At 65.7% G+C, this 22,490-nt stretch carries 18 protein-coding genes; 13 read left to right on the top strand and 5 right to left on the bottom strand.

From position 1 onward, the window contains the following. The first annotated feature begins 37 nt into the window (after window positions 1-37). The 6 genes from ACZZZM_RS14835 (at window position 38) to ACZZZM_RS14810 (ending at window position 8,802) form a co-directional block, all read left to right on the top strand. Entirely contained in the window at window positions 38-1,591 is a 1,554-nt protein-coding gene (locus ACZZZM_RS14835) for a tryptophan halogenase family protein (protein ID WP_463595854.1), read from the top strand. After that, complete coding sequence (locus ACZZZM_RS14830; protein ID WP_463595852.1) at window positions 1,588-2,301, top strand: SapC family protein; 714 nt, start codon at window positions 1,588-1,590, stop codon at window positions 2,299-2,301. The genes ACZZZM_RS14835 and ACZZZM_RS14830 overlap by 4 nt, the downstream gene beginning before the upstream one ends. Further along, window positions 2,294-3,325, top strand: a complete 1,032-nt coding sequence (locus ACZZZM_RS14825; protein ID WP_463595851.1) for a cupin-like domain-containing protein — start codon at window positions 2,294-2,296, stop codon at window positions 3,323-3,325. The genes ACZZZM_RS14830 and ACZZZM_RS14825 overlap by 8 nt, the downstream gene beginning before the upstream one ends. Further along, entirely contained in the window at window positions 3,322-4,821 is a 1,500-nt protein-coding gene (locus ACZZZM_RS14820; RefSeq protein WP_463595850.1) for a tryptophan halogenase family protein, read from the top strand. The genes ACZZZM_RS14825 and ACZZZM_RS14820 overlap by 4 nt, the downstream gene beginning before the upstream one ends. Window positions 4,822-4,827: 6 nt before the next feature. Continuing rightward, window positions 4,828-5,889 carry a LacI family DNA-binding transcriptional regulator gene (locus ACZZZM_RS14815; protein ID WP_463595849.1) on the top strand — a complete coding sequence of 354 codons (1,062 nt, stop codon included), beginning with the start codon at window positions 4,828-4,830 and terminating at the stop codon, window positions 5,887-5,889. Between the two features lie 69 nt (window positions 5,890-5,958). After that, window positions 5,959-8,802 (top strand): M16 family metallopeptidase, encoded by a 2,844-nt coding sequence (locus ACZZZM_RS14810; RefSeq protein WP_463595848.1) that lies wholly within the window; start codon window positions 5,959-5,961, stop codon window positions 8,800-8,802. A 17-nt stretch (window positions 8,803-8,819) separates the two neighbouring features. Here ACZZZM_RS14810 and ACZZZM_RS14805 read toward each other — a convergent pair whose 3' ends face one another. Beyond that, entirely contained in the window at window positions 8,820-9,983 is a 1,164-nt protein-coding gene (locus ACZZZM_RS14805) for a serine hydrolase domain-containing protein (protein WP_463595847.1), read from the bottom strand. Between the two features lie 56 nt (window positions 9,984-10,039). On the opposite strand from ACZZZM_RS14805, the gene ACZZZM_RS14800 reads away from it, so the two are divergent. From ACZZZM_RS14800 to dacB, 7 genes are all read left to right on the top strand, one after another. Continuing rightward, window positions 10,040-10,924, top strand: a complete 885-nt coding sequence (locus ACZZZM_RS14800) for a LysR family transcriptional regulator (RefSeq protein WP_463595846.1) — start codon at window positions 10,040-10,042, stop codon at window positions 10,922-10,924. A gap of 69 nt (window positions 10,925-10,993) precedes the next feature. Next, window positions 10,994-12,028 carry an N-acetyltransferase DgcN gene (gene dgcN / locus ACZZZM_RS14795; RefSeq protein ID WP_463596457.1) on the top strand — a complete coding sequence of 345 codons (1,035 nt, stop codon included), beginning with the start codon at window positions 10,994-10,996 and terminating at the stop codon, window positions 12,026-12,028. After that, the gene (dgcA, locus tag ACZZZM_RS14790; RefSeq protein ID WP_463595845.1) at window positions 11,986-12,975 is read left to right on the top strand and encodes an N-acetyl-D-Glu racemase DgcA; all 990 of its coding nucleotides are present in this window, start codon (window positions 11,986-11,988) and stop codon (window positions 12,973-12,975) included. The genes dgcN and dgcA overlap by 43 nt, the downstream gene beginning before the upstream one ends. After that, a complete protein-coding gene (locus ACZZZM_RS14785) occupies window positions 12,972-14,531 on the top strand; it encodes an N-acyl-D-amino-acid deacylase family protein (protein ID WP_463595844.1) in 1,560 nt (519 codons plus the stop codon). The genes dgcA and ACZZZM_RS14785 overlap by 4 nt, the downstream gene beginning before the upstream one ends. Then, complete coding sequence (locus ACZZZM_RS14780; RefSeq protein ID WP_463595843.1) at window positions 14,531-15,775, top strand: dicarboxylate/amino acid:cation symporter; 1,245 nt, start codon at window positions 14,531-14,533, stop codon at window positions 15,773-15,775. Before ACZZZM_RS14785 ends, ACZZZM_RS14780 begins: the two co-directional genes overlap by 1 nt. Before the next feature lie 9 nt (window positions 15,776-15,784). Then, window positions 15,785-16,417: a peptidylprolyl isomerase gene (locus ACZZZM_RS14775; RefSeq protein WP_463595842.1), complete on the top strand. Its 633-nt coding sequence runs from the start codon at window positions 15,785-15,787 to the stop codon at window positions 16,415-16,417. A 76-nt stretch (window positions 16,418-16,493) separates the two neighbouring features. Further along, a complete protein-coding gene (dacB, locus tag ACZZZM_RS14770; RefSeq protein ID WP_463595841.1) occupies window positions 16,494-17,924 on the top strand; it encodes a D-alanyl-D-alanine carboxypeptidase/D-alanyl-D-alanine endopeptidase in 1,431 nt (476 codons plus the stop codon). 24 nt (window positions 17,925-17,948) lie between these two features. Here the strand turns inward: dacB and ACZZZM_RS14765 are convergent, their stop codons facing one another. The 4 genes from ACZZZM_RS14765 to ACZZZM_RS14750 form a co-directional block, all read right to left on the bottom strand. Then, complete coding sequence (locus tag ACZZZM_RS14765) at window positions 17,949-18,269, bottom strand: hypothetical protein (protein ID WP_463595840.1); 321 nt, start codon at window positions 18,267-18,269, stop codon at window positions 17,949-17,951. Between the two features lie 77 nt (window positions 18,270-18,346). Next, on the bottom strand, window positions 18,347-19,534 hold the full coding sequence (locus tag ACZZZM_RS14760) for a dipeptidase (protein WP_463595839.1): 1,188 nt from the start codon (window positions 19,532-19,534) through the stop codon (window positions 18,347-18,349). Window positions 19,535-19,653: 119 nt separating this feature from the next. Beyond that, entirely contained in the window at window positions 19,654-20,676 is a 1,023-nt protein-coding gene (locus ACZZZM_RS14755; protein WP_463595838.1) for a serine hydrolase domain-containing protein, read from the bottom strand. 46 nt (window positions 20,677-20,722) lie between these two features. After that, window positions 20,723-22,303, bottom strand: coding sequence for an MFS transporter (locus tag ACZZZM_RS14750; RefSeq protein WP_463596456.1), 1,581 nt, complete (start codon window positions 22,301-22,303; stop codon window positions 20,723-20,725). Between the last annotated feature and the right edge of the window lie 187 nt (window positions 22,304-22,490).

The following is a 22,490-nucleotide window of genomic DNA, read 5'->3' as shown; positions in this document are numbered from 1 at the left end:
CGGCAGGCTGCGCGCGCGGGCAAGCGGGGCAATAGTCTTGGAAACGGCAGTGCGCAGGATCGTGATCGTCGGCGGGGGGACCGCCGGATGGCTCGCGGCCTGCCTGATCGCGGCGCGCGCCAATCCCGAAGCGTCGCCGCCGCTTAGCGTTACGCTGGTCGAATCGCCGGACATTCCCACGATCGGAGTAGGCGAGGGGACCTGGCCGACGATGCGGCGGACGCTCGAGCGGATCGGCATCAGCGAAGCTGATTTCCTTCTCGCTTGCGATGCCTCCTTCAAACAGGGCTCGCGCTTCGATGGCTGGCGCACTGGCGCGGCCGGCGATTCCTATTTCCATCCCTTCACCCCGCCGATCGATGGCGAGCCTCGGGGACTGGTCTCGGCATGGCGCGCTTCGGGCGACCTGTCCTTTGCGCAGGCGATGGGCCCTCAGCCGCGCGTGGCCGCGCTCGATCTCGCGCCGCGGCAGCGGGCGATGCCCGATTATGCTGGCGCGCTCAATTACGCCTATCATCTCGACGCGGCGAAGCTTGCGGGCTTGCTCTCGCGTCATGCGGTCCAGCGGCTGGGCGTGGTGCATGTCCGTGACCATGTCACTGGCGTAGAGCGTGCGGAGAATGGCGATCTGGCCGCCGTGCAGACCCGCGAGAATGGCGGGCTGGCCGGCGATTTGTTCATCGATTGCACAGGGCATGCGGCGCTGCTGATCGGGGAGCAGTTCGGCGTTCCGTTTATCGATCGCAGCGACGTGCTGTTCAACGACCGCGCACTGGCGGTGCAAGTGCCGGTCGAGCCAGGAAGCGCGATTGCCTCGCAGACGACTGCCACTGCGCACGCGGCGGGATGGATCTGGGACATCGGACTGCCCGAACGGCGCGGCATCGGCTGCGTCTATGCCTCGCAATTCACCAGCGACGAAGAGGCCGCAGAAACGCTGGCCGGCTATATCCACGCGACCGGGAGCGGCGCCGGTGCGCCTTCGTTCCGGCGGCTGACGTTCCGCTCGGGGCACCGCGAGCGCTTCTGGGAGCGCAACTGCCTCGCCATCGGGCTGTCGGCAGGGTTTCTTGAGCCGCTGGAGGCGTCCGCGATTGTGCTGACCGAGCTTTCGCTCGACGCGTTGCTCGACAATTTCCCGGCGACGCGCGGGAGCATGGATAGCCATGCGCGGCGCTTCAACGAGCGGTTCCGCTATCGCTGGGATCGGATCGTCGAGTTCCTCAAGCTGCATTATGTGCCGAGCCAGCGCGACGAGCCCTATTGGCGCGCGCATCGCGATCCGGCGTCGATCCCGCCGCGCCTGGTGGAACTGCTCGAGATCTGGCGGCATCAGCCGCCCTCGCATGCAGACCTGCCAATGGCCGACGAGATCTTCCCCGCCGCGAGCTACCAATATGTGCTCTACGGGATGGGCTTTCCGCCGCCCGCCGCCGGCGCTATCCGCAGCCCAGCGACAGATTTCGTCGTGGCGCAGATGCGGCAGGCCGAGCAGCGCGGGCGGGCGCTCGCGTCGAGCCTGCCGAGCAACCGCGCCTATCTCGATGCGCTGCGCGCCGAACGAACCTCGGGCAGAAGAATGGCAGAATGACCGACCACGCGATCCTCACTTCCGAAGACCATGGCGATTTGCGGATCCGCAGCGAGCGGGGGGCGGAGCTTGGCGATGCGGTTATGTCCGCGATCGTGGTGCCCGACGAGTTCCGCCAGGTGCAAAACGAATATCCCATCCTGTTTCGCATGAACGCCGAACGCACCGGCTTCACTGCGCTGGCGATTTTCGGGTTCGAGACCGGCGAGAATCTGTATCTGGAGGGCGGTCGCTGGGACGCGCGGCATCGGCCGCTGTCGATGGATATTCAACCCTTCCTGATTGGGGGCCGTCCGGGCGATCAAGAGACCAAGCAAGTTCATATCGACATGGCGAGTCCGCGAATCGGTGGGGACGAGGGTGTGCGGGTGTTCGACGAGACCGGGCGGCCTTCGCCTTATCTCGAGACGATCATCGAGAAGCTGGGCACGCTGGACGCCGGCTTTCAGGATTCGGGCGATTTCTTTGCGGCACTCGCGCGATACGATCTGCTCGAGCCGCTGATCCTCGAAGTCACGCTCGACGATGGCGCGACCAATCGACTGGTCGGGTTTCATGTGATCGACGAAGAGAAGTTGCAGGCGCTCGATGCTTCTGCGCTGGGCGAGCTCCATGCTGCGGGATATCTCATGCCGATCTTCATGGCACTGGCATCGCTGGCCAATCTGTCCGGTTTGATTGCCCGCAAGAACCGGCGTGGGCATGGCTGAAGCCGATCCCGGCATTTTCAGCGCGCTGACGCCGGCCCCGGAAGTGACGGTAGCGGGGGCGGGGGACCTCGACGCCACGCTGCGCGCGGCCGACGCGCCATTCGTGGTGCGCGGACTGGTGGCGGACTGGCCGCTGGTGAAGGCCGGGCTCCAATCGGGCAAAGCGGCGCGTGACTATCTGGCGGAGCGCGCGCGGAAACGGCCGTTCACCGTTGCGGTCGGTGCGCGGGGCAGCGGCGGGCGGCTGTTCTACGATGCCGCGATGGGAATGAATTTCGAGACGGTTCAGGCGCCGCTGGGCGAAGTCTTCGGTCAGATCGACCTCGACGAAGGCAAGGCCGATGTCCCGCCGGTCTATCTCGCCTCGATCGACGTGCACGAGTATTTCGACGGGCTGCACCCCGCCAATCATGTCGATCTGGGCGACCGATCGTGCATCGCCAGCATCTGGATGGGAACGCCCACGCGCATCGCCGCGCATAACGATTTTCCCGACAATCTGGCGTGCGTCGCAGTCGGCCGGCGGCGCTTCACGCTGTTTCCGCCCGACCAGTTCCGCAATCTCTACCTCGGGCCGGTCGACAATACGCCCGCGGGCCGCGCGGTCAGCATGGTCGATTTCCACGCGCCGGACTTCGCCGCGCATCCGCGCTTCCGCGAGGCATTGCGGCATGCGCAGGTCGCCGAGCTTGGGCCGGGCGATGCACTGCACATTCCGTCGACTTGGTGGCATCATGTCGAGGGGCTCGAGCCGTTCAATGTGCTGGTCAATTACTGGTGGCGCGATACGCCGCGCTGGCTGGGCCAGCCGCAGGACGCGCTGACGCTGGCGATGATGGCGATCCGCGACTTGCCCGAGGACGAGAAGGCGCATTGGCGGGATATGTTCGATCATTATGTGTTCGCGAACGACGAGGCCGTGGTGGCGCATATCCCGGAGCAGGCGCGCGGCGTGCTCGCGCCGCATACTCCCGAGAGCGCGGGCCGGATCCGCGCCTTCCTGCTTAGGGCTTTGAACCGATGAACGAGGATCGCCTGCGCCGTGTCGTAATTGCCGGCGGCGGTACTGCGGGCTGGATGGCGGCCGCCGCTATCGCGCGGACGATGGGCCGCGCGGTCGATCTGACGCTGGTCGAGTCAGACGCGATTGGCACGATTGGCGTCGGCGAATCCACGATCCCGCCGCTGGTGAATTACAATCGGCTGCTCGGCATCAACGAAGCCGATTTCATGCGCGCCACGCAGGCGACCTTCAAGCTCGGCATCCTGTTCGATAATTGGAAGGAGCCGGGGCACCGCTATTTCCATTCGTTCGGAATGACGGGCAAGGATCACTGGTCCGCCGGGTTCCAGCATTTCTGGCTGCTCGCGCGCGAAAAGGGCTTTGCCGGCTCGTACGACGATTATTGCCTCGAACTGGTCGCGGCATTGCAGGGCAAGTTCGCGCATCTGCCGGACGACCGGATGAACTATGCCTATCAGCTCGATTCCGGGCTCTACGCGCAGTTTCTCCGCAAGATGGCCGAAGGCGACGGCGCCAAGCGCGTCGAAGGCAAGATCGCCCGCGTCGAGCTGGACGGCGAGACCGGCGACATCGCCGCGCTGGCGCTGGAATCGGGTGAGCGGATCGAGGGCGATCTGTTCATCGATTGCACCGGCTTTCGCGCAGTGCTGATCGAGCAGGCGCTGCACGCAGGCTTCGAGGATTGGACGCATTGGCTGCCGTGCAATTCGGCGATTGCGATCCAGACCGAGAGCGTGGCGCCGCCGGTGCCCTATACGCGCGTGATCGCACACGATTCCGGCTGGCGCTGGCGGATTCCGCTCCAGCACCGGGTGGGCAATGGGCTGGTTTATTCGAGCCGTTATCTCGATCGCGATGCGGCGCATCAGCGGCTGATGGGCGAGATCGAGGGCAAGCCCGCCACCGAACCCAATTTCCTGCGCTTCCAGACCGGCGTGCGGCGCAAGCAATGGCATCGCAATTGCGTCGCGGTGGGCCTGTCGGCGGGGTTCACCGAACCGCTCGAATCGACCAGCATCCATTTGATCCAGCGTGCCGTGTTGCGGCTGATCCGGATGATGCCGCTGCGCGAAATCAGCCAGCGCGACGTGGACGAGTTCAACGACCAGCAATTGACCGACGCGCTGCAGATCCGCGATTTCCTGGTGCTGCATTACAAAGTCACCGATCGCCGCGACAGCGCCTTTTGGCGGCATTGCCAGTCGATGGAGATCCCCGACACGCTCGCGCAGAAGATCGAGCTTTTCCGCGAGACCGGGCGCGTCTTCCGCAAGAATGACGAGCTGTTTGCGGAGAATAGCTGGGTGCAGGTGATGATGGGGCAGGGGATCACCCCACGCGCCTGGCATCCGATCGCCGAGAAATTGCGCGACGACGAACTTGCCAAGCTGATGACCGCCCTCAGCGAGCAAGTCGAACGCACCGTCGCGACTTTGCCCGCCCATGCCGATTATGTTGCGCAATATTGTGGCGGCCCCCGCGCCGTGGCGGCCTGAGCCGGCATGGCGCGCAAGAAGCAATCGATCACGATCAAGCATGTTGCGGCGGATGCGGGGGTCTCGCTCCAGACGGTGAGCCGCGTCATCAATAGCGAGCCCAACGTCCGCCCCGAGATGAAGGCGCGGGTGCAGGCCTCGATCGCCAAGCTCGGCTATGTCCCCTCGATCGCGGCGCAGCAGATGGGGGGCTCGCGCTCCTATCTGATCGTCACGCTCAACGATCGCGATCGTACCATTGCCGATTGGCGCGAGCGGCAAGGCACCGATTGGGTCGATCAGATGATGCTCGGCGGCATGCTCAAATGTGCCGAATATGGCTACCGGCTGATCGTCGAACTGGTCGACACGCATAGCGACCATATCGAGCGCGAGCTTTCGGCGGCGATAGCGGCGCTTCGCCCCGACGGAGTGATCCTCACGCCCCCGCATTCGGACAATCCGCTGATCACCGAAATGCTCGCCGAGCACCATATCAGCTTTGCGCGGATCGGCTCGCTCGCCGAGGGACCGGGCTTTGCAATGACGATGGACGACGAGCGCGCGGCGCGGCTCGCGACCGAGCATCTGATCAAGCTTCGCCACCGGCGGATCGGGTTCATCGCCGGGCCTTCGGATTATGTGCTGAGCGGCTGGCGCGTCGAAGGCTGGCGCGCGACCATGCAATCGGCGCGGCTCGATATCGAGGGGCTGCTCGCCGAGGGCGATTTCAGCTCGCCTTCTGGCCGAATCGCCGCCGCGCAGTTGCTGGACGGGCCCGAACCGCCGACGGCGATCATCGCCAGCAACGATCGCATGGCGCTCGCCACGCTCGACGTGGCGCATGAGCGAGGGATGGACGTTCCGGGGGACCTCTCGCTGATCAGCTTCGACGATGCGCCGATCGTGCGCCAGACGCATCCGCCGCTCGCCGCGATCGTCCAGCCGATCGCCGAAGTGACTGCACGCGCAGTCGAGCTGATCATCGACGAGCGGGCGGGGCGCCCGACCCCCGATGGACCCACGATAGTGCCCGCCAGCCTGGTGCTGCGAAGCTCGACCGCGCCGCCGCGTGGCGGCAGGCGTTGAGAAGCGTATTGCGCTGATAGGACACTTGTGATGATTTGAGGATCTGAACTCGCGAAGGATTCTCGTCTAATGATCACTCGTTTCGCGCGCCGGCTGGGCGCTGCCGTCCTGCTCTCCGGCGTGGCACTGCCCGGCCTGGCGCATGCACAGGCGGCACCCGCCCGCATCGCCGTCCCGCCACTGGCCTTCACCGAGCGGACGCTGCCAAACGGGCTCAAGGTCATCGCCATCCGCGACACGACCACGCCCAACATAACGGTGCAAGTCTGGTACGATGTCGGATCGAAGCACGATCCCGACGGCCGCTCTGGCTTCGCGCATCTCTTCGAGCACATCCTCTCGCGCAAGACGCGCAACATGCCCTACAACATGATCAACCGGCTGACCGAGAATGTCGGCGGGTCGCGCAATGCATCGACCTGGTTCGACCGCACCAATTATTACGAGACGGTGCCTGCGCAATATCTCGAGACGATGCTGTGGAGCCATGCCGAGCGGATGGCGCGCCCGGTGGTCGACGACGAGGTCTTCACCACCGAGCGCAACGTCGTGAAGGAGGAGTTTCGCCAGCGCGTGCTTGCGCCGGCTTATGGGCGCCTGCGGCTCGTGCTCGACGAGAACAGCTATGACACGCTCAACAATCGCCGATCCGGCATTGGCAGCCTGGAGCAGCTCGATGCGGCGACGCTGGAGGATGCGCGGGCGTTTCATGAAGCCTATTACGGCCCGGATACGGCGACGCTGATCGTCGCAGGCAATTTCGATCCCGCGCGGCTCGATGCGCTGGTCGGTCGCTATTTCGACGCGATCCCGCGGCGCAAATCGGCGATCCCGCTGGCGATCAAGACCGTCGAGAAGCCGCGCACGAGCCCGCGGATGGTCACTACCTATGCGCCCAACGTCCCGCTGCCGCTGGTGGCGTCGAGCTGGCGGATCCCGGGCTCGGCGCATCCGGATATGGCGCCGTTGCTTGTGCTCGACGGCATCCTGGCGACTGGCGACAGCTCGCGGCTCAAGCGGGCATTGGTGTTCGACAAGCCGATTGCGACTTCGGCCTATACCAACTTCTCCGATGTCGAGGATGGCGGCTTCCTGGCGCCCGTAGTGACGCTCGCCACCGGGACTGCGGTGGAGGATGCCGAGAAGGCACTGGCAGCGGAGATCGCAAAGCTGCGCGATCAGCCGGTGACCGCGGCAGAACTGGCCGAAGCCAAGAATGAGATATTGTCCTCTGCACTGAAGGAGCGCGAGACGTTTTCGGGACGGGCGTTCGCGCTTGGCGAGGCGCTGGTGCGCACTGGCGACCCGAAAGCGCTCGACAAACGGCTCGCGGCGATGGGGAAAGTGACTGCCGCGGACGTGCAGCGTGTCGCGCGGAAATATCTGTCGCCGCAATCGCGGGTCGACATCCGCTATCTCGATGAGAGCAAGCGCCCGGCAGGCGCGAAGGACGATTGGAAGAACCCGGTGCCGATGCCGGTCTGGGCCTCGGTTCCGCGGGCCACGGGCGTGGCGCTGACGCTGGCGCCCGAGGGTGAACGCCAGGCTCCGCCCGAGCCGTCCGCGGCAGTGCCGGTTACGCCACCGGTGATCGAGGAAGCACAACTCGCCAATGGCATGCGGCTTGTGAGCGCGCGCACCGGCAGCGTGCCGATCGCTACGATCGCATTGGTGTTCAAGGGCGGCAACGCGACCGACCCTGCCGGGCGCAGCGGCTTGGCCTATATGGCCGCACAGCTCGCGACCAAGGGCACGACGACGCGCTCGGCACAGCAGATCGCGGCGCAGGTCGAGGCACTGGGTGCCGATCTCAACGCTACCGCCGGCCCCGACGGCACGACGCTGAGCATCACGGCGCCGGTTGCGGCGCTCGATGCGGCCGGGGCCATCCTCGCCGATATCGCACGCAACGCTTCCTTCCCAGCAGATGAGTTCGAGAATGAGCGCCGCCGCACGGTCGATCAGCTCCAGGTCGCGCGCAAGGATCCGGGCTCGCTGGCAGGGATGACGATGCAGCGTGCCGTCTATGGCGCGGCGCCGTATGGCGGCGTGACCACGCCTGCATCGCTGAAGGCACTGTCACGCGACGATCTGCTTGCCCAGCGGAACATGTGGTGGCGTCCGGATACGGCGACTTTGATCGTCACGGGCGGAATTGCATCGGCAGATGCCAAGCGCATTGCCGACAAGCTTTTCGGAAGCTGGCAGGCGAGCGGGACGGCTCCGGTTGCGCCTGCGGCTCTGGGCGGCACGGCTGGGAGGCCGCGGCTGATCGTGGTCGATATGCCCGGCGCCGGGCAATCGGCAGTAACCGCCGGACTGCGCATCCCGGAACGCCGCGACCCGAACTATCCCGATCTGATGGTGGCCAACGCGATCCTCGGAGCTGGCACGAATGGGCGGCTGTTCCAGGAAATTCGGGTCAAGCGCGCGCTTTCCTATGGCGCGAGCAGTTCGCTGCTCGGACGTTCGGGGCCGGGCATGATGGTTGCGAGCGCTCAGACCAAGAACGAAAGCGCGCCCGAGGTCGTGGAGATCATCCTTGCCGAGTTCAAGCGGCTCGCCGGCGAACCGTTCGACGCTGCCACGACGGGCCAGCGCATCGCGTTCCTTCAAGGGGCTATCGGTCGTCAATCTGAGACGAGCCAGGGGTTTGCCGCGACGCTCGCTTCGATGACGCAGCAGGGATTGCCGCCGGCAATGGCCGCGGAGATGCGCGACCGGATCGGCAAGGTGACGCCCGAAGCGGCGGGGGCAGCGGCGCGCGCTTCGGTCGATGGCAGCAGGGCGACCATCGTGATTGTCGGCGATTCGAAGCTGTTCATCGACAAGTTGCGCGCGGCGCATCCGGATGTGGAAGTCGTTCCCGCGGCGTCGCTCGACCTGGATGCGGCCGACCTGAGAGGGCGCTGAAACCAAGGCGCGGCCGTTTAGTCGAACGGTCGCGCCTGGGCTTCTTCGGTCAGGCTGAAAGCGGAGCGTTTGCCGGGCGTGGCCGGCACGTCGGTCGAGAAATAGGCGATTCCGGTTCCGCTCGCGCGATCGATCCACAGGCCGGACTTTAGGCCATATGCCTCGCCGGCATGGCCGAAGCGACGCTTGCCGTCGCCGAAGGGATCGTCGCGGCACTCCGCGGTCGGCGTGGCGAGGATCTCGGTGGCCAGGCCGTAGGTGCAGTGGAAGCCGCCGTCCACGTCGGCGTTGCTGCCATTGTAGGTCCAGAGCGGGGTTTCTAGCGTCGCTACAGAGCGCGGAGACAGGATGCGGGCGCCGTCCAGCGTGCCGCGGTTGAGCAGCATGCGCCCGATCCGCGCGAGGCCGCGCGCCGATATGCGCAGACCGCCTTGGGGCGCGAAGGTCGCGCCGTTGCGGCCCGCCTTCCACACTGCGAGATCGCAGCTTCCGTCGGTGGCGGGCGTGACGGGGCAGGCGGGCAGGGCGCCCTTGTGATCGTCCTTGGTCGGCTGGCCGGCGCGGTAGATCGTCGCGGCGCGCTTGATCGCCGATTCCGAGCAGGTCGTGAACTGGAAGCAGCCATCGATCCCGAGCGGCGTGAGCACCAGCCGGGCCATCAATTTGTCGAAGCGCTCCCCGGTGACCTTTTCCATCACCGCGGCCACCACCGGCGTGTTAAAATTGGTGTAGTGAAACCAAGTGCCCGGCGCGTGCTTGGCATCCCACGCTTCGGGCTTTTCGAGGATCGCGCGCATGTCTGCATCGAGCGGCAGAACGTAATCGACAGTGTCGGTGAGGCTCGACTGGTGCGAGAGCAGCAGCTTGAGCGTGATCGGCTTGTCGCGGAAAGCCGGGTTGCGCAGTTTCCAGCCGAGATAGCGCGATACGTCCGCATCCAAGTTGAGCTTGCCCTGCTCGACCAGCCGCAGCACGCCGATCGCCACCACCATCTTGGAAATCGACGCGACGCGGACCGGGTCGTCGATCCCGATGGGTCGCTTCGCTGCGATATCGGCGAGGCCCGAGACCTTGATCCCGGTTTCTCCCCGCGCATCGAAGGCGACCCTGACCTGGGCAACCGGCTGCGACGGGGTGGATTGCGGGAGCGCCGCGGCGAGGAGAAGCATGCTGAGCAACATGCGCGCAACATGACTCCCGCTTCCTCTTTTCGCAAACTGCGATAGGCTGCCAACCTATGAACTTAAGGCATATCGAGATCTTTCACGCCGTGTACGTCAACGGCTCGGTCAGCGGCGCCGCGCGGGCGCTCAACGTGTCGCAGCCCTCGGTCTCCAAGATGCTGCGCCATGCGGAATCGCTGCTCGGCTTCCAGCTCTTCCAGCGCGCATCGGGCCGGCTGGTGCCGACCGAGGACGCACACACGCTGTTCAGCGAAGTCTCCGAGATCCAGGACCGCGTCTATGCGCTGCGCGAGGCGGGGCGGAATTTGCGGCGCGGGGCGGGTGGCATGCTGCGCATCTCGGCACTGCCCAGCCTGGCGCTGAGCGCGCTGCCCACTGCCGTGTCGCAATTCCTGCGCACGCATGACAGCGTGAAGTTCGACCTCCAGACGGTCCATCACGACGATCTGCTCCGCAAGCTATACGAGCGCGAGACCGAGATCGCGGTCGCCTATGAGGTGCCGCATGCTGCGCCGGTGGGGCACCGCAAGATCGGCGGCGGCGAACTGGTCGTGCTCTATCGCGAGGACGATATCCCGAATGCGCCCGAGCGGATCGGGATCGAATTGCTGGCGGGCAAGCGCTTCATCAGCGTGGGCCAGAGCGGCCCGATCGGCCAGATATTCAACCAAGAGCTTCTGCGCGCTGAAGTGGAACTGGACGAAGTGATTTCGGCGCGGACTTTCTACATTGCGACGGCTTTGGTGCGGCAGGGGGTGGGGCTGACGGTGGTGGACAATTTCACGGCGCAGGCTTCGCTGGGGCCGGGGCTGGCGATGCGGCCGCTGGAGAACGCCGTGCGGTTCGACGTGCATGCGATGTTCCTGACCAACCGCCCGCCGACGGCGCTCGCCACCGATTTCCTCAAGACCTTCGAGCGCGTGATCGCCGCCTCATAACGAACGGCTATGGGCGGGCGCGCACAATATATGCGTGCGCGGCCGTGCCGCGGCGATACGCTCGCAGCGATGATCCCAGCACCGTATCTCCTCTATCTCGGGCACAGCACCGATTTCATCGGCATCAAGACCTCGCGCGGGCTTGCGACCTTCCGCCGCGAGGATTGCGTCGGCGAGTTCCGACACGACGATTGCCCACTCACGCTCGACCTGCCGCGGCTGACCATGGCCGAAGGCGCTGCCGCCGGCGCCAAGACGCTGGTGCTCGGCATCGCCAATTCGGGCGGGAGCATGGGTCCAGACCTGATCGCTGACGCGATTGCGGGGCTGGAAGCAGGGATGAACATCGCTTCGGGCCTGCACCAGCGGCTGCGCGACGAGCCGCGGCTGGTCGCGCTGGCGGAGAGCAAGGGGCTGCAGCTGTTCGACGTGCGCGATCCGCCCGCGGACCTGAAGGTCGGCAACGGCTATCCGCGTGCGGGGCATCGGCTGCTCACGGTCGGTACCGACTGCTCAGTCGGCAAGATGTATGCGACGCTGGCGCTGACCCGCGGCCTTCAGGCGCGCGGGATCACGGCCGATTTCCGGGCCACCGGGCAAACCGGGATCCTGATCGCAGGCGCAGGCGTGCCGATCGACGCAGTCGTCGCTGACTTCATCTCGGGCGGGATCGAGATGCTTGCGCCCGCGCGCAATGACGATGGCTGGGATCTGATCGAGGGGCAGGGCTCGCTCTACCATCCGAGCTTTGCCGGAGTTTCCACCGGGCTGCTCCACGGCGCACAGCCCGAGGCAATCGTGATGTGCCACGATCCCAGCCGCGAACATATGCGCGGGATTCCGGGGCGTAAGCTGCCGGGCCTGAAGGAGTGCCTCGAGGCCAATCTCCAGGTCGCGCGGCTGACCAGCCCGAACGTCCGCGCCGTGGGCATGTGCCTGAACACGTCCGGCCTCGCGCCCGAGCAGGCGCAGGATTTGTGCCGCATCACCGAGGCTACCCTGGGCCTGCCCTGCACCGACCCGATCGCATTCGGCGTCGATGCGATCCTGGACGAATTGCTATGCATCGCACCCTCCGCGCGCAGCACGACCGCTTCGCGCTGACGCATCCGTTTCGCATCTCGCGCGGGGTGAAAACCCAGGCGGATGTAGTGACGGTGACAATCGAGGCAAACGGGCTGACCGGGCGCGGCGAGGGCGTGCCCTATCCGCGCTATGGCGAGAGCATCGAAAGCGCGATGGCGGAGATCGAGGGCATTCGCGCGGCAATCGAAGGTGGCGCGGACCGGCAGGCACTGCAATCGCTGCTCCAGCCGGGGGCTGCGCGCAACGCAATCGATTGCGCGCTCTGGGACCTGGAGGCACGGCAGGCCGGCAAGCCGGTCGCCGCGTTGATCGGTGCGCCTGAGCCGGTGCGGCTGGCGAGCGCGCTGACGGTAGTGATCGACACGCCCGAGGCGATGGCCGCGGCGGCGCGGGCTGTGGCTTCGGCGCCATTGCTCAAGGTCAAGGTCGACGCGATCGATCCCGAGGGGCAGCTTCGCGCAGTCCGCGCCTCGGCGCCGGATTGCCGGATGATCGTCGATCCCAATGAGAGCTGGGATGAAGCCCTGCTCCGGAAGATCGAGCCGCTGCTGATCGAACTGCGCACCGATCTGCTCGAACAGCCGGTGCCGGCGGGAGCGGACGAATGGCTGGAAGGCTTCACGCCCGCCATTCCGATCTGTGCCGACGAGGCGGTGCATGTCGCGACCGATCTGGAGGTCGTTGCGCGGCGCTATCAGGTCGTCAATGTCAAGCTGGACAAGGCCGGTGGGCTGACGGCGGGTCTGGAGCTGGCGAATGCAACCCGCACGCGCGGCCTGGGGCTCATGACCGGCTGCATGGTCAGTTCGTCCTTGTCGATCGCCGCGGCACTGCACGTTGCACGCATGTCGGACTTTGTGGACCTTGACGGGCCGATATGGCTCGCGGAGGATCGCGCGGGCGGCGTGCGGGACGAAGGTGGGATGCTCCTGCCGCCCGAGCGAGGCTTTTGGGGATCGCAATGAAGGCCGCGCTGCTTCTCGGGACTGTCGCACTATCGCTGGGGGCCGCGAATGCTCCGCCGCAAAAGGTCGATCTGCTGATCCGGGGAGGCACGATCTATACGGGCGCCGCGGCGCCGTTCGTCGGCGATGTCGCGATCCGCGATGACAAGATCGTCTCTGTCGGCCGCCGCATCAATGTCAGCGCCGTGCGCGTGATCGAGGCCAAGGGCATGATCGTCGCGCCGGGGTTCATCGATCCGCACACGCATATGGGCGGAGACCTCGCTTCGAAGGATCCCGCCGAGCGGCTGGTGCCGGCGTTTCTGATGCAGGGCGTGACCACGGCGTTTATCGGCAATGATGGCGGGGGCGATCCCGATCTCGCCAAGGTGCTGGGCAGTGCGAAGACCAAGCCGGTGGGGATCAATTACGCAGCCTATGTCGGCTTCGGCGCGGTGCGCGAGAAGGTGGTGGGCGAGGACAATCGCGCGCCGACTGCGGACGAGATGGCGCGGATGAAGACGATGGTCGGCGACGCGATGTGCCATGGAGCGCTGGGGCTTTCGACCGGGCTTTTCTATGCGCCCCAGAGCTTCGCGACGACCGAGGAAGTGATCGCCCTGGCGCGCGAGGCGGGCAAGCGCGGCGGGACCTATGACAGCCATATCCGCGACGAAAGCTCGTATACTGTCGGCCTGGCGGCAGCGATCGACGAAGCGATCCGGATTGGGCGCGAGGGGCGGCTGCCCGCGCATATCAGCCACATCAAGGCACTCGGGGTCGATGTGCAGGGTCAGGCGGGTGCGATCATCGCCAAGGTCGAGGCTGCGCGGCGCGCGGGGCAGAAGGTGACCGCGAACCAATATCCCTGGTCCGCATCCGGCACGAGCCTGGTCGCGTCGCTGGTGCCGCTCTGGGCGCAGGATGGCGGGCGGCCGGCATTGCTAAAGCGCTTCGGCGACGCCTCGCTCGACAAGAAGATGCGCGAGGGAATCGTCGAGAATCTGCGCAAGCGAGGCGGCGCAGAGAAGCTGCTGATCGTGGAAGGGCGGTATCGCAACCAGACGCTGGTCGCAGTCGCCAAGGCGCGCGGCGAGGATGCCGTCACTGCCGCGATCGAGACGATCAAGATCGGCGATCCGGGCGTGGTTTCGTTCAACCAGAGCGAGGACGATATCAAGGCGTTCATGGCCCGGCCCTGGGTGATGACCGGATCCGACGCATCGGGGGGGCATCCGCGCGTCTATGGCACCTTTGCGCGCAAATACGCGAAATATGTGAAGGCGGAGCATGTGCTGACGCTTGGCCAGTTCATTTATCGCAGCTCGACGCTGACGGCCGATACTTTCGGTCTGAAGGGGCGCGGACGGCTGGCGGCGGGGGCATTCGCGGACGTCGTCGTATTCGATCCCAAGACCTATGCCGCGCAGGCGACCTATGAGGCACCGACCCTGCTGGCTTCCGGGGTTCGCAGCGTCGTCGTCAATGGCGTGCTGGCGGTCGACAAGGGCAAGATGACCGGCAAGGCTGCGGGCCGCGCATTGCCGCATAGGCCGACGCCGGGGAGCTGCCGCTGATGCTGAAAGCGTGGTTCGCGATCGCTTTGTGGAAGCGCGTGCTGGGCGCGCTTGTGTTGGGGCTGCTCTTCGCGCTGGTCTGGCCGCAAGGCACGCCATATGTCCAGTTCATGGGCGATCTGTTCGTCCGCGCGATCCGGATGCTAGTCGCGCCGATCGTGCTGGTGACGATCGCGGCGGGGATCACTTCGCTGGCCGATCCCAAGCGGCTTGGCAGTCTTGGCGGTCGGACGATCGGGCTTTTCGCCTTTACCACTGCAATCGCGGTCTCGGTCGGCATGTTGGTCGCGACGCTGGTGCAGCCGGGTATTGGCGCGCCGCTGGGCACTGCGGCGCCGCACGCCCTGGGCGAGGCAGTGACGCCCTATCAGCAGCTGATCGGCATCATCCCGCTCAACATCGTCGATGCGCTGGCCAAGGGCGATATGCTCGCCTTGATCTTCGTCGCGATTCTAGTGGGCGTCGGCACCGTGATTGCGGGCGAGGCGGGCAAGTCATTTGCGGCGGGGCTGCAATCGCTCTCCTCGGTGCTGCTCAAGGTGGTCGGCATCGTGATGGAAGCGACGCCGTTCGGCGTGTTTGCGCTGATCGCCAACGCGGTCGCCGCGAATGGCGCGGCGGTGTTCGTCAATGTCGGCTGGCTGGCACTGGCGGTGGTGCTGGGATCCTTGATCCAGATCGTCCTGGTGCACAGCCTGATCCTGAAGCTGTTTGCCCGGCTGCCGCTGCTGCCCTTCTTCCGCGGCATAATCGATGCGCTGGTGGTGGCGTTCTCGACCGCTTCGAGCTCGGCGACCTTGCCCGTGGCGATGCGGGTGGCGGAGAAAAACTTGGGGGTCGGGCGCTCGGTTTTCTCGACGGTGCTGCCGCTGGGCGCGAGCATCGGCAAGGACGGCACGGCAATGTATGTCGGCTTGCTCAGCATGTTTGCGCTGCAGGCGTTCGGGGTGCCGCTGACGCCGCGAGTCTACGCGGTCGTGCTGCTTACCGGCGCGCTGGCCGCATTCGGGACCGCGCCGGTGCCCTCGGCTTCGCTGTTCATGCTGGCCGCGGTGCTTTCGGCGGTAGGAGTAAGCCCTGAACAGACAGCGCTTGTCGTCGGCTTCGTGCTGCCGTTCGACCGGTTGCTCGACATGACCCGGACCGTGCCCAGCGCCTGCGCCAATCTCACTGTCGCGACGACAGTGGCGCGGTGGGAAGGCGAGCTCGACGAAGCCATATATTGTTCAGCCGACGACGCCTAAAGGCGGCCCATGCGTACCATTTTGCTGATTCTCGCGCTCTTCACGCTTGCCAATTCCGCGCCCCAGTCGCCCGGCACCGTCCGGGTCCGGCTGGTCACTGCCGCGGGAGCGATCGTGCTGGCGCTCGATGCGAAGCGCGCGCCCAAGACGGTGGCCAACTTCATGGCCTATGTCGATGACGGGCGGCTCGACGGCACCGAATTCTATCGCGCGACGCGGCGCAAGTCCGATCCGCGCTTCGGCTTCATCCAGGGCGGGATTGGCCAGGATGCGCGACGGATGCTGCCGCCGCTGCCGCTCGAGCCGACCAGCAAGACCGGGATCAAGCATCTCGACGGCACGGTATCGATGGCGCACGGGATCAACGAGAATGCCGCCAATGCCAATTTCTCGATCATGGTCGGCCCCAATCCGGGGCTGGACGCGCGGCCGGGGAATAATGGCTATGCGGCGTTCGGGCGGGTGGTTTCGGGCATGGATGTGGTCAAGCGCGTCCTGGCGCTGCCGACGGGGGGCGGGCGCGATGCGATGAAGGGGCAGATGATCCTGCAACCCATCAAGATCATCCGCGCCGAGCGGCTCGACGGGGTGGCGAAGCCCAGCGGGCGGGTGAAGCCCTGGCTGTTCGGGCCGCAGCGCTGATCCCATGCGCCGCGGTTATGGCCGCGTGACGCATCGCGCGCTTGCCGCGGGGTTCGTACCGGTTAGGTTCGGCGGTATGAGACATGCTTTCCTGCTCGCATTGGCGCTGACCGCCGCAACTCCCGCCGCCGCGCAGGACCTTCGCGGGCAGGTTCAGGCCAAGTTGGGCGAGGCGGCAATGGGCACGCGCTTCGGGCTGGTGGTCGCCAACGAGGATGGGACCGAGATCCTCGCGATCGATCCCGATGGGCGGTACATCCCGGCGTCGAATACCAAGCTGTTTTCGACCGCAGTGAGCTTCGCGACGGCGGCGGACGTCAATGCTCCCGACGCGGCGAGCGGGACCGCGGTGCGGATCGAGGGGCGCGACGTCGTGCTGGTCGGCTATGGCGACGCGCGGATGTCCAGCGCGGCGGATTGCAAGGTCGATTGCCTCGCCACGCTGGCCGATGCGGTGGCCGCGAAGACCAAGCGCGTGCGCGACGTGATCGGGGACGATACCGCGATGCCCGACCAGCGCTGGAGCCCGGGCATGAGTTGGAACAACATCCCGACCCGCTCGGGCACCGGCGTCTCGGCGTTGTCGCTCGACGACAATGAGATCGAGCTGCGGATCAAGCCGGGCGAGCTCGGCAAGCCCGCGATCGTCGATACCGGCTCGGGCTATTACACGGTCGAGAATTTGACGGTGACTGTCGAGGGCTCGGAGAGCACGACCGGCTATGACCGGCTGCCGTTCGAGCGGGTGGTGCGGGTGACGGGGACGATCGGCAAGGATGCCAAGGGCGACCGCTATGGCATGGGGATCGACGATCCGGCGCATCTTGCCGCCTGGACGTTCAAGGCAATGCTCGAGGCGCGCGGGGTCAAGGTGAAGGGGCAGGTGCGGACCGCGCATCGTCCGCTGCTGCCTGGCGACGATCCGGCGCGGCGGGCGGGGCCGTTCGAAAAGGCCCGCGAGGTGCCGATGCTCGCGCGACTGACGCCGGTCCCGCTGGCCGAGGATCTGAAGGTGATCAACAAGGTCAGCCAGAATTTGCACGCCGATCTGGCGCTGCGGCGGGTGTCGCTGCTGCGCGGCAGTGGCTCGATCGCTGATGGGCTGATCGAGGTCGAGGCGATGCTCAAGAGCGCGGGGGTAGCGCGGACGGCCTGGGATCTGTCCGACGGTTCGGGGATGTCGAGCTACAACCGGGTGGCGCCGCGCGGGGTGGTGCTGATGCTGCGCTGGATTTCGGGGCAACCCTGGGGCGCGCAGTGGCGCGATACGTTGCCGATCGGCGGGGTGGACGGATCGCTGCGAAATCGCTTCAAGGGCACGCCGCTGGAGGGCAAAATCTTCGCCAAGACGGGCACGCTCAATGCCAGCAACGCACTGGCGGGCTATCTGACCGCCGCGAGCGGCAAGCGGCTGATCTTCGCCTTCTATGCCAATGATATCCCCGCGGATGCCTCGACTACCAAGATCATGGATGCCGCGCTGAATATCGTCGCCGCGGCGAACTGAGCGCTAGAAGGTACGTCTAATTCGTCACTTCGGGGCGAGTAGCGGCTCATCGACGCTGATGCGGCGGTTTTCGTCGGCCATTAATCCGCTCATCCGCGCTCGCTCAGCCTGAGCGATCTGGCGGTCGCGCTCGATTTCCCATTCGCCGGCGGTCTTGCAGGTGACTTTCTGCATGATCGAACCGGTGGCCGTCGACCGCTTGCAGACCCGCTTGTTGCGCGCCTGTTGCTGGCCCTCGACGATGACGACCCCGTCCTGCGCCGTGGGTGCGGCTTGGGGAACGTCCTGCGCGACAATGCCGAAGCCGGTTGCCGCCATTGCGGCCGTCAAGAGGGTCAGGAGCATCTGGCGTTTCCTATGATGGATGCCGGGAATATCCCCGCTTTAGCAAAGGGTGTCAAAAATTGCCGTATAACCAGCGCCTACTTGGCTCTGGCGGCGTAATCCTCGGCAGCCTTGAGCAGGCGCAATATGTTGCCGCTCCAGATCTTCTCGATATCGGCATCCTTGAAGCCCTCCTTGCGGAGGCGCGCGGTGATCTTGGGGAGGGCGGTGATGTCTTCCATGCCGCGCACGCCGCCGCCGCCATCCCAGTCTGCGCCGATACCGACATGGTCGACGCCCATCACCGCGATGGCGTGGAGCAGGCTCTTCATGAAGAGTTCGAAGTCCGCGCCGATATAGGGATCGGTCGCGTCGGCCACGGCCTTGTCCGCGATCAGCTTGCGCTGCTGGGCCTCGCTAAGCACCCACCAATCGTCCTGGCGGTCCTGGACGGCGTTCCGCGCCTTGTTGCTGTCGCCCGCCACCAGATAGACGCTGTTGATCTGCATCACGCCGCCGGCCCTGGCGAGCTTGCGCATGCGCTCGTCATCGAGGTTGCGGGGATGGTCGTAAATCGCGCGGGGGCCGGAATGCGAGAGGATGATCGGCGTCTTGGACAGCGCCAGCGCCTGATCGAAAACATCATCGGATGCATGGCTGACATCGACCACCATGCCGAGCCGATTCATCTCGGCAATCCACAGCTTGCCGAGGGGGGAGAAGCCGCCCCATTTCTTGATCTTGTCGGTGGCGCTGTCAGCGAACTGATTGTTCCGGAAATGCACCGGGCTCGCCATGCGGACGCCGAGATGATGAAAATAGCCGAGCAGGCTGACGTCCTCGCCGATTGGATAGCTGTTCTCGATGCTCTGATAGACGATGCGCTTGCCGCTTTTCGCGATCCGCGCGGCGTCGGCTGCGGTGGTCGCGAATTCCAGCTTGTCAGGGTGGGCCGCGACGACGCGCTGGATCCAGTTGGCGCGCACCAGGGCGGCGTTGCGCGCTTTGGCATAGGCTTCGGGGGTGAGCTCGCCTTGCCCGGTGTAGATCACGAAGAAGCCGCCATCGAGGCCGCCTTGCTCCATGCGGGGGACATCGACCTGGCTCTTGTCGAAGTCGCGGTCATGCCAGCGATCGAACTCCCAGCCGGGATGCTCGAACAATTCGGGCGTGTCGAGATGGGTGTCGAGGGTCAGCATCTGCTCGTGCGCGAGCCGATCGGCAGGAGTAACGGGGTCGTCCTGCGCGGCGGCGAGGGCGAGGGTCAGGGCTAGCAACGAGATCATGGGGACTCCCTAAATTCTTCCGTCATGCTGAACTTGTTTCAGCATCCATCGCGCAACAAGCAATGGCATGGCTGGTGGAGGGTTGGACCCTGAAACAAGTTCAGGGTGACGGGGGTTTCTTATGGCGACCGTTCGCCTGAAATTCCAAAAGCCGCAATCACCGCATCGCCCGTCGCCGGGCGCAGGTCGAAGATGCCGCTGTCGAAATGGCGCGTCGGGTGGACGCGGTTGGTGAGCAAGGTCCAGGCGAGGCCGCGGGCGAAATCGATCCAAAGCCCGGTGCCGGTGAAACCAGTATGGCCGATGGTCTCGTCCGAGCAGGCCTGACCGCCAGACCAGCCGGGGAATTTGCGCTCCCAGCCGCAGGTGCGGTGCTCGTATTGCGGGGTGCGGATGGCTTCGAGCATTGCGGGGCCGGCGCCGCTGCCGTCGAGCAGGCCTTGGGCGAAATCGAGCACGCCGCTCATCGTCCCGAACAGTCCGGCATGGCCGGTGTCGCCGCCGAGCGCCGCGCAATTCTCGTCATGCACTTCGCCCCTGAGGATGCGGCCGCGCCAGTTGCAGAATTCGGTGGCGACGGCGGGGCCGGGGGGCGGGCCGAAGGTCAGGCCCGCGCCCAGCGGCCATTTGCGCAGGGACTTTCCGGTAATCCGCTCGATGGCGATGCCGAGCAGGATGAAGTTGATATCCGAATAGACCGGGGGCCCATGCTTCCATTCGCGCTGAAGGACGAAGGCGCGCAGGCGCTGGGGATCGTCGCCATAGGTGTAGATCGGCTCGACGGCGGGGAAGAAGGTGCGGTGGGCGAGCAGGTCGCGGAAGGTCAGCTTGCGTTCGGCGGCATTAGCGACGTCATATTGGCGCAGATCGGGGATGGCGTCGGTGATCGGGTGGTCGAGATGGATTTTGCCCTCATCTCCGAGCTTGAGGATCGCGGTGGTGGTGAAGATGACCTTGGAGACCGAGGCGAGATCGAACCAGTGATCTGCGGTTAGCGGCTCGGGTTCGGGGATTTTCTGGGCGAGGCCGGCATGAGTGGTCCAGCGTTGGCCGTCGGCTGTCACGACGCCGAGCGCGGCGCCGGGGATGCGGCCTTGAGCGATTGCTGCTGCGGCGGCGGCGAAGGCGGCTTCGATGTTCATTGGAGTACCACCCCGGCGTTCGCCGGGGTGGAAAAAATTGGACGGGTCATGCGGTTAAGGGCTCTCGATCGTCCGGCCTCGGCCGGGCTTTAGTCAGCAGCGGCAGGAACAGAAGCGCGGCGAGGCTGATCACGCCTGACGCATAGAAGAACAGGTCGAAGCCATTATAGCCTGCCTGGTCGAGCTTGGTGACGATCGAGCCGCCGGCACCGGCGAGAAGGCGCGCCAGCAGGAAGGCGAAGCCCGAGAGGAATGCATATTGCGCGCCGGGGAAGCGCGGATTGCAGAGCATGGAGAGGTACACCACGAACACTGCGCCCGCCATGCCGTTGCCGAACTGGTCCGCAGCGGTGGCGAGGTAGAGCGTGTTCTGGTCGACCGGCATGTGCGCAAGCCAGACGAAGCCGAAATTGCCGATCGCGGCGAAGATCGCGCCGATCGTGAGCGTCACGCCCCAACGCCATTTGGTGACCATCCAACCGCCCAGGCCGACGCCGATAATGCTCGAGATCAGCGCCACTGCGCCGTCCGCCCAGCCGATCTGGGTTTTGGTATAGCCGAGGCCGAGGATCATCGGCTTGGAGAGATTGAGCGCGAGCACGTCTCCCATCCGGTAGATCGAGACGAAGGCGAGGACGCCGATCGCGAGGAAGCCATACCGCCAGAAGAAATCGGCATAAGGCCCGATCGCAGTGGAGGCGCGGATCGGGTCGGTCGGTTTGGCATCGCGGATCCACGGGAGTGCGAAAGCGAGCACGATGAAGGGCGCCATCGCGATCCCGAGCACCCAAGGGAGCACATTGGTGTCCGCAGTGATGCCGATGCCGGAAGCGGCGCTGAGGATGACCCAGCCGATCGCCGCGGTTCCCGCCACAAGCGCGAGCAGGATAACGACGCTGGCCGAAAGACCGGTCAGCAGCGACGAGCCGCGGTCGCCGGTGCAACCGGGCTGGCGCGGGAGCAAAGCGAGGATCGGGAGCGGCAGGAAGGAGCCGGCGGCGATCAGCAGGTAGGAAGCGGTCCAGCTCGGCTCCACGCCGAAGCCGCGCAGCGTGCCCGAGATGCTGCCAGCGGCATCGGCGAAAAGGAGGGCGCCGCTGCCCGCCGCGACCATCGCCGTCCGGTAACCCCACAGGTTCGAGGCGGCGACGGGGCCTTGCTCTTCGGGCGTGGGCGCCAGCTCGATGCGCCAAGCATCGGCAGCGACTTCCAGCGTGGTCGTCCAGAAGGCGAGAAGGACGGCGAACAGTGCCGTGACCCACAGGCTGGCGTCAGACGAGGTCAGCGCCATCGCCAGCATCGAAGTGAAGATGCCGAGCTGCGAGAGCATGATCCAGCCACGGCGCTTGCCCCAGAAGCGCGCAAAGCCCGGCACATCATATTTGTCGAGCAGCGGCGCCCAGAGGAACTTGAAGGTGGGGAGCAATTGCACCCAGGCGAAAAAGCCGATGACCGCGAGCGCCACTCCATGCTCGGCGAGGCGCACCGAGAGCACGGTCGAGAACATGTAAAAGGGTAGCCCGGCCGAGAAGCCGAGCAGCACATAGACTGCCATGCGGCCGATCCCCGGCGGCAAGGCAGGCGGCGGAACCGCCGCGTGCGGATCGGCTTGCGGGCCGGTTGGCACCTCAGCCAAACGCGGCAATCCTGATTTGGGGCAGATCACGCGGCATCGAACATTCCCTTTCCTGCCCGGCGGTGAGTCCGGAAAGGGCGCGCCAAAGTCAATAAGGGGGCAAGTGTTGCACCTGCGCAACGCTTATGGGCCAGAGTGTGCCGATCAATGCCCGCCGGTTATGGATTCAAGAAAAGAT

This window comes from Sphingomonas sp. AC522, from assembly GCF_979258125.1.
Note: the sequence above shows the minus strand (reverse complement) of the source record. Positions and strands in the feature narration are given on the sequence as shown.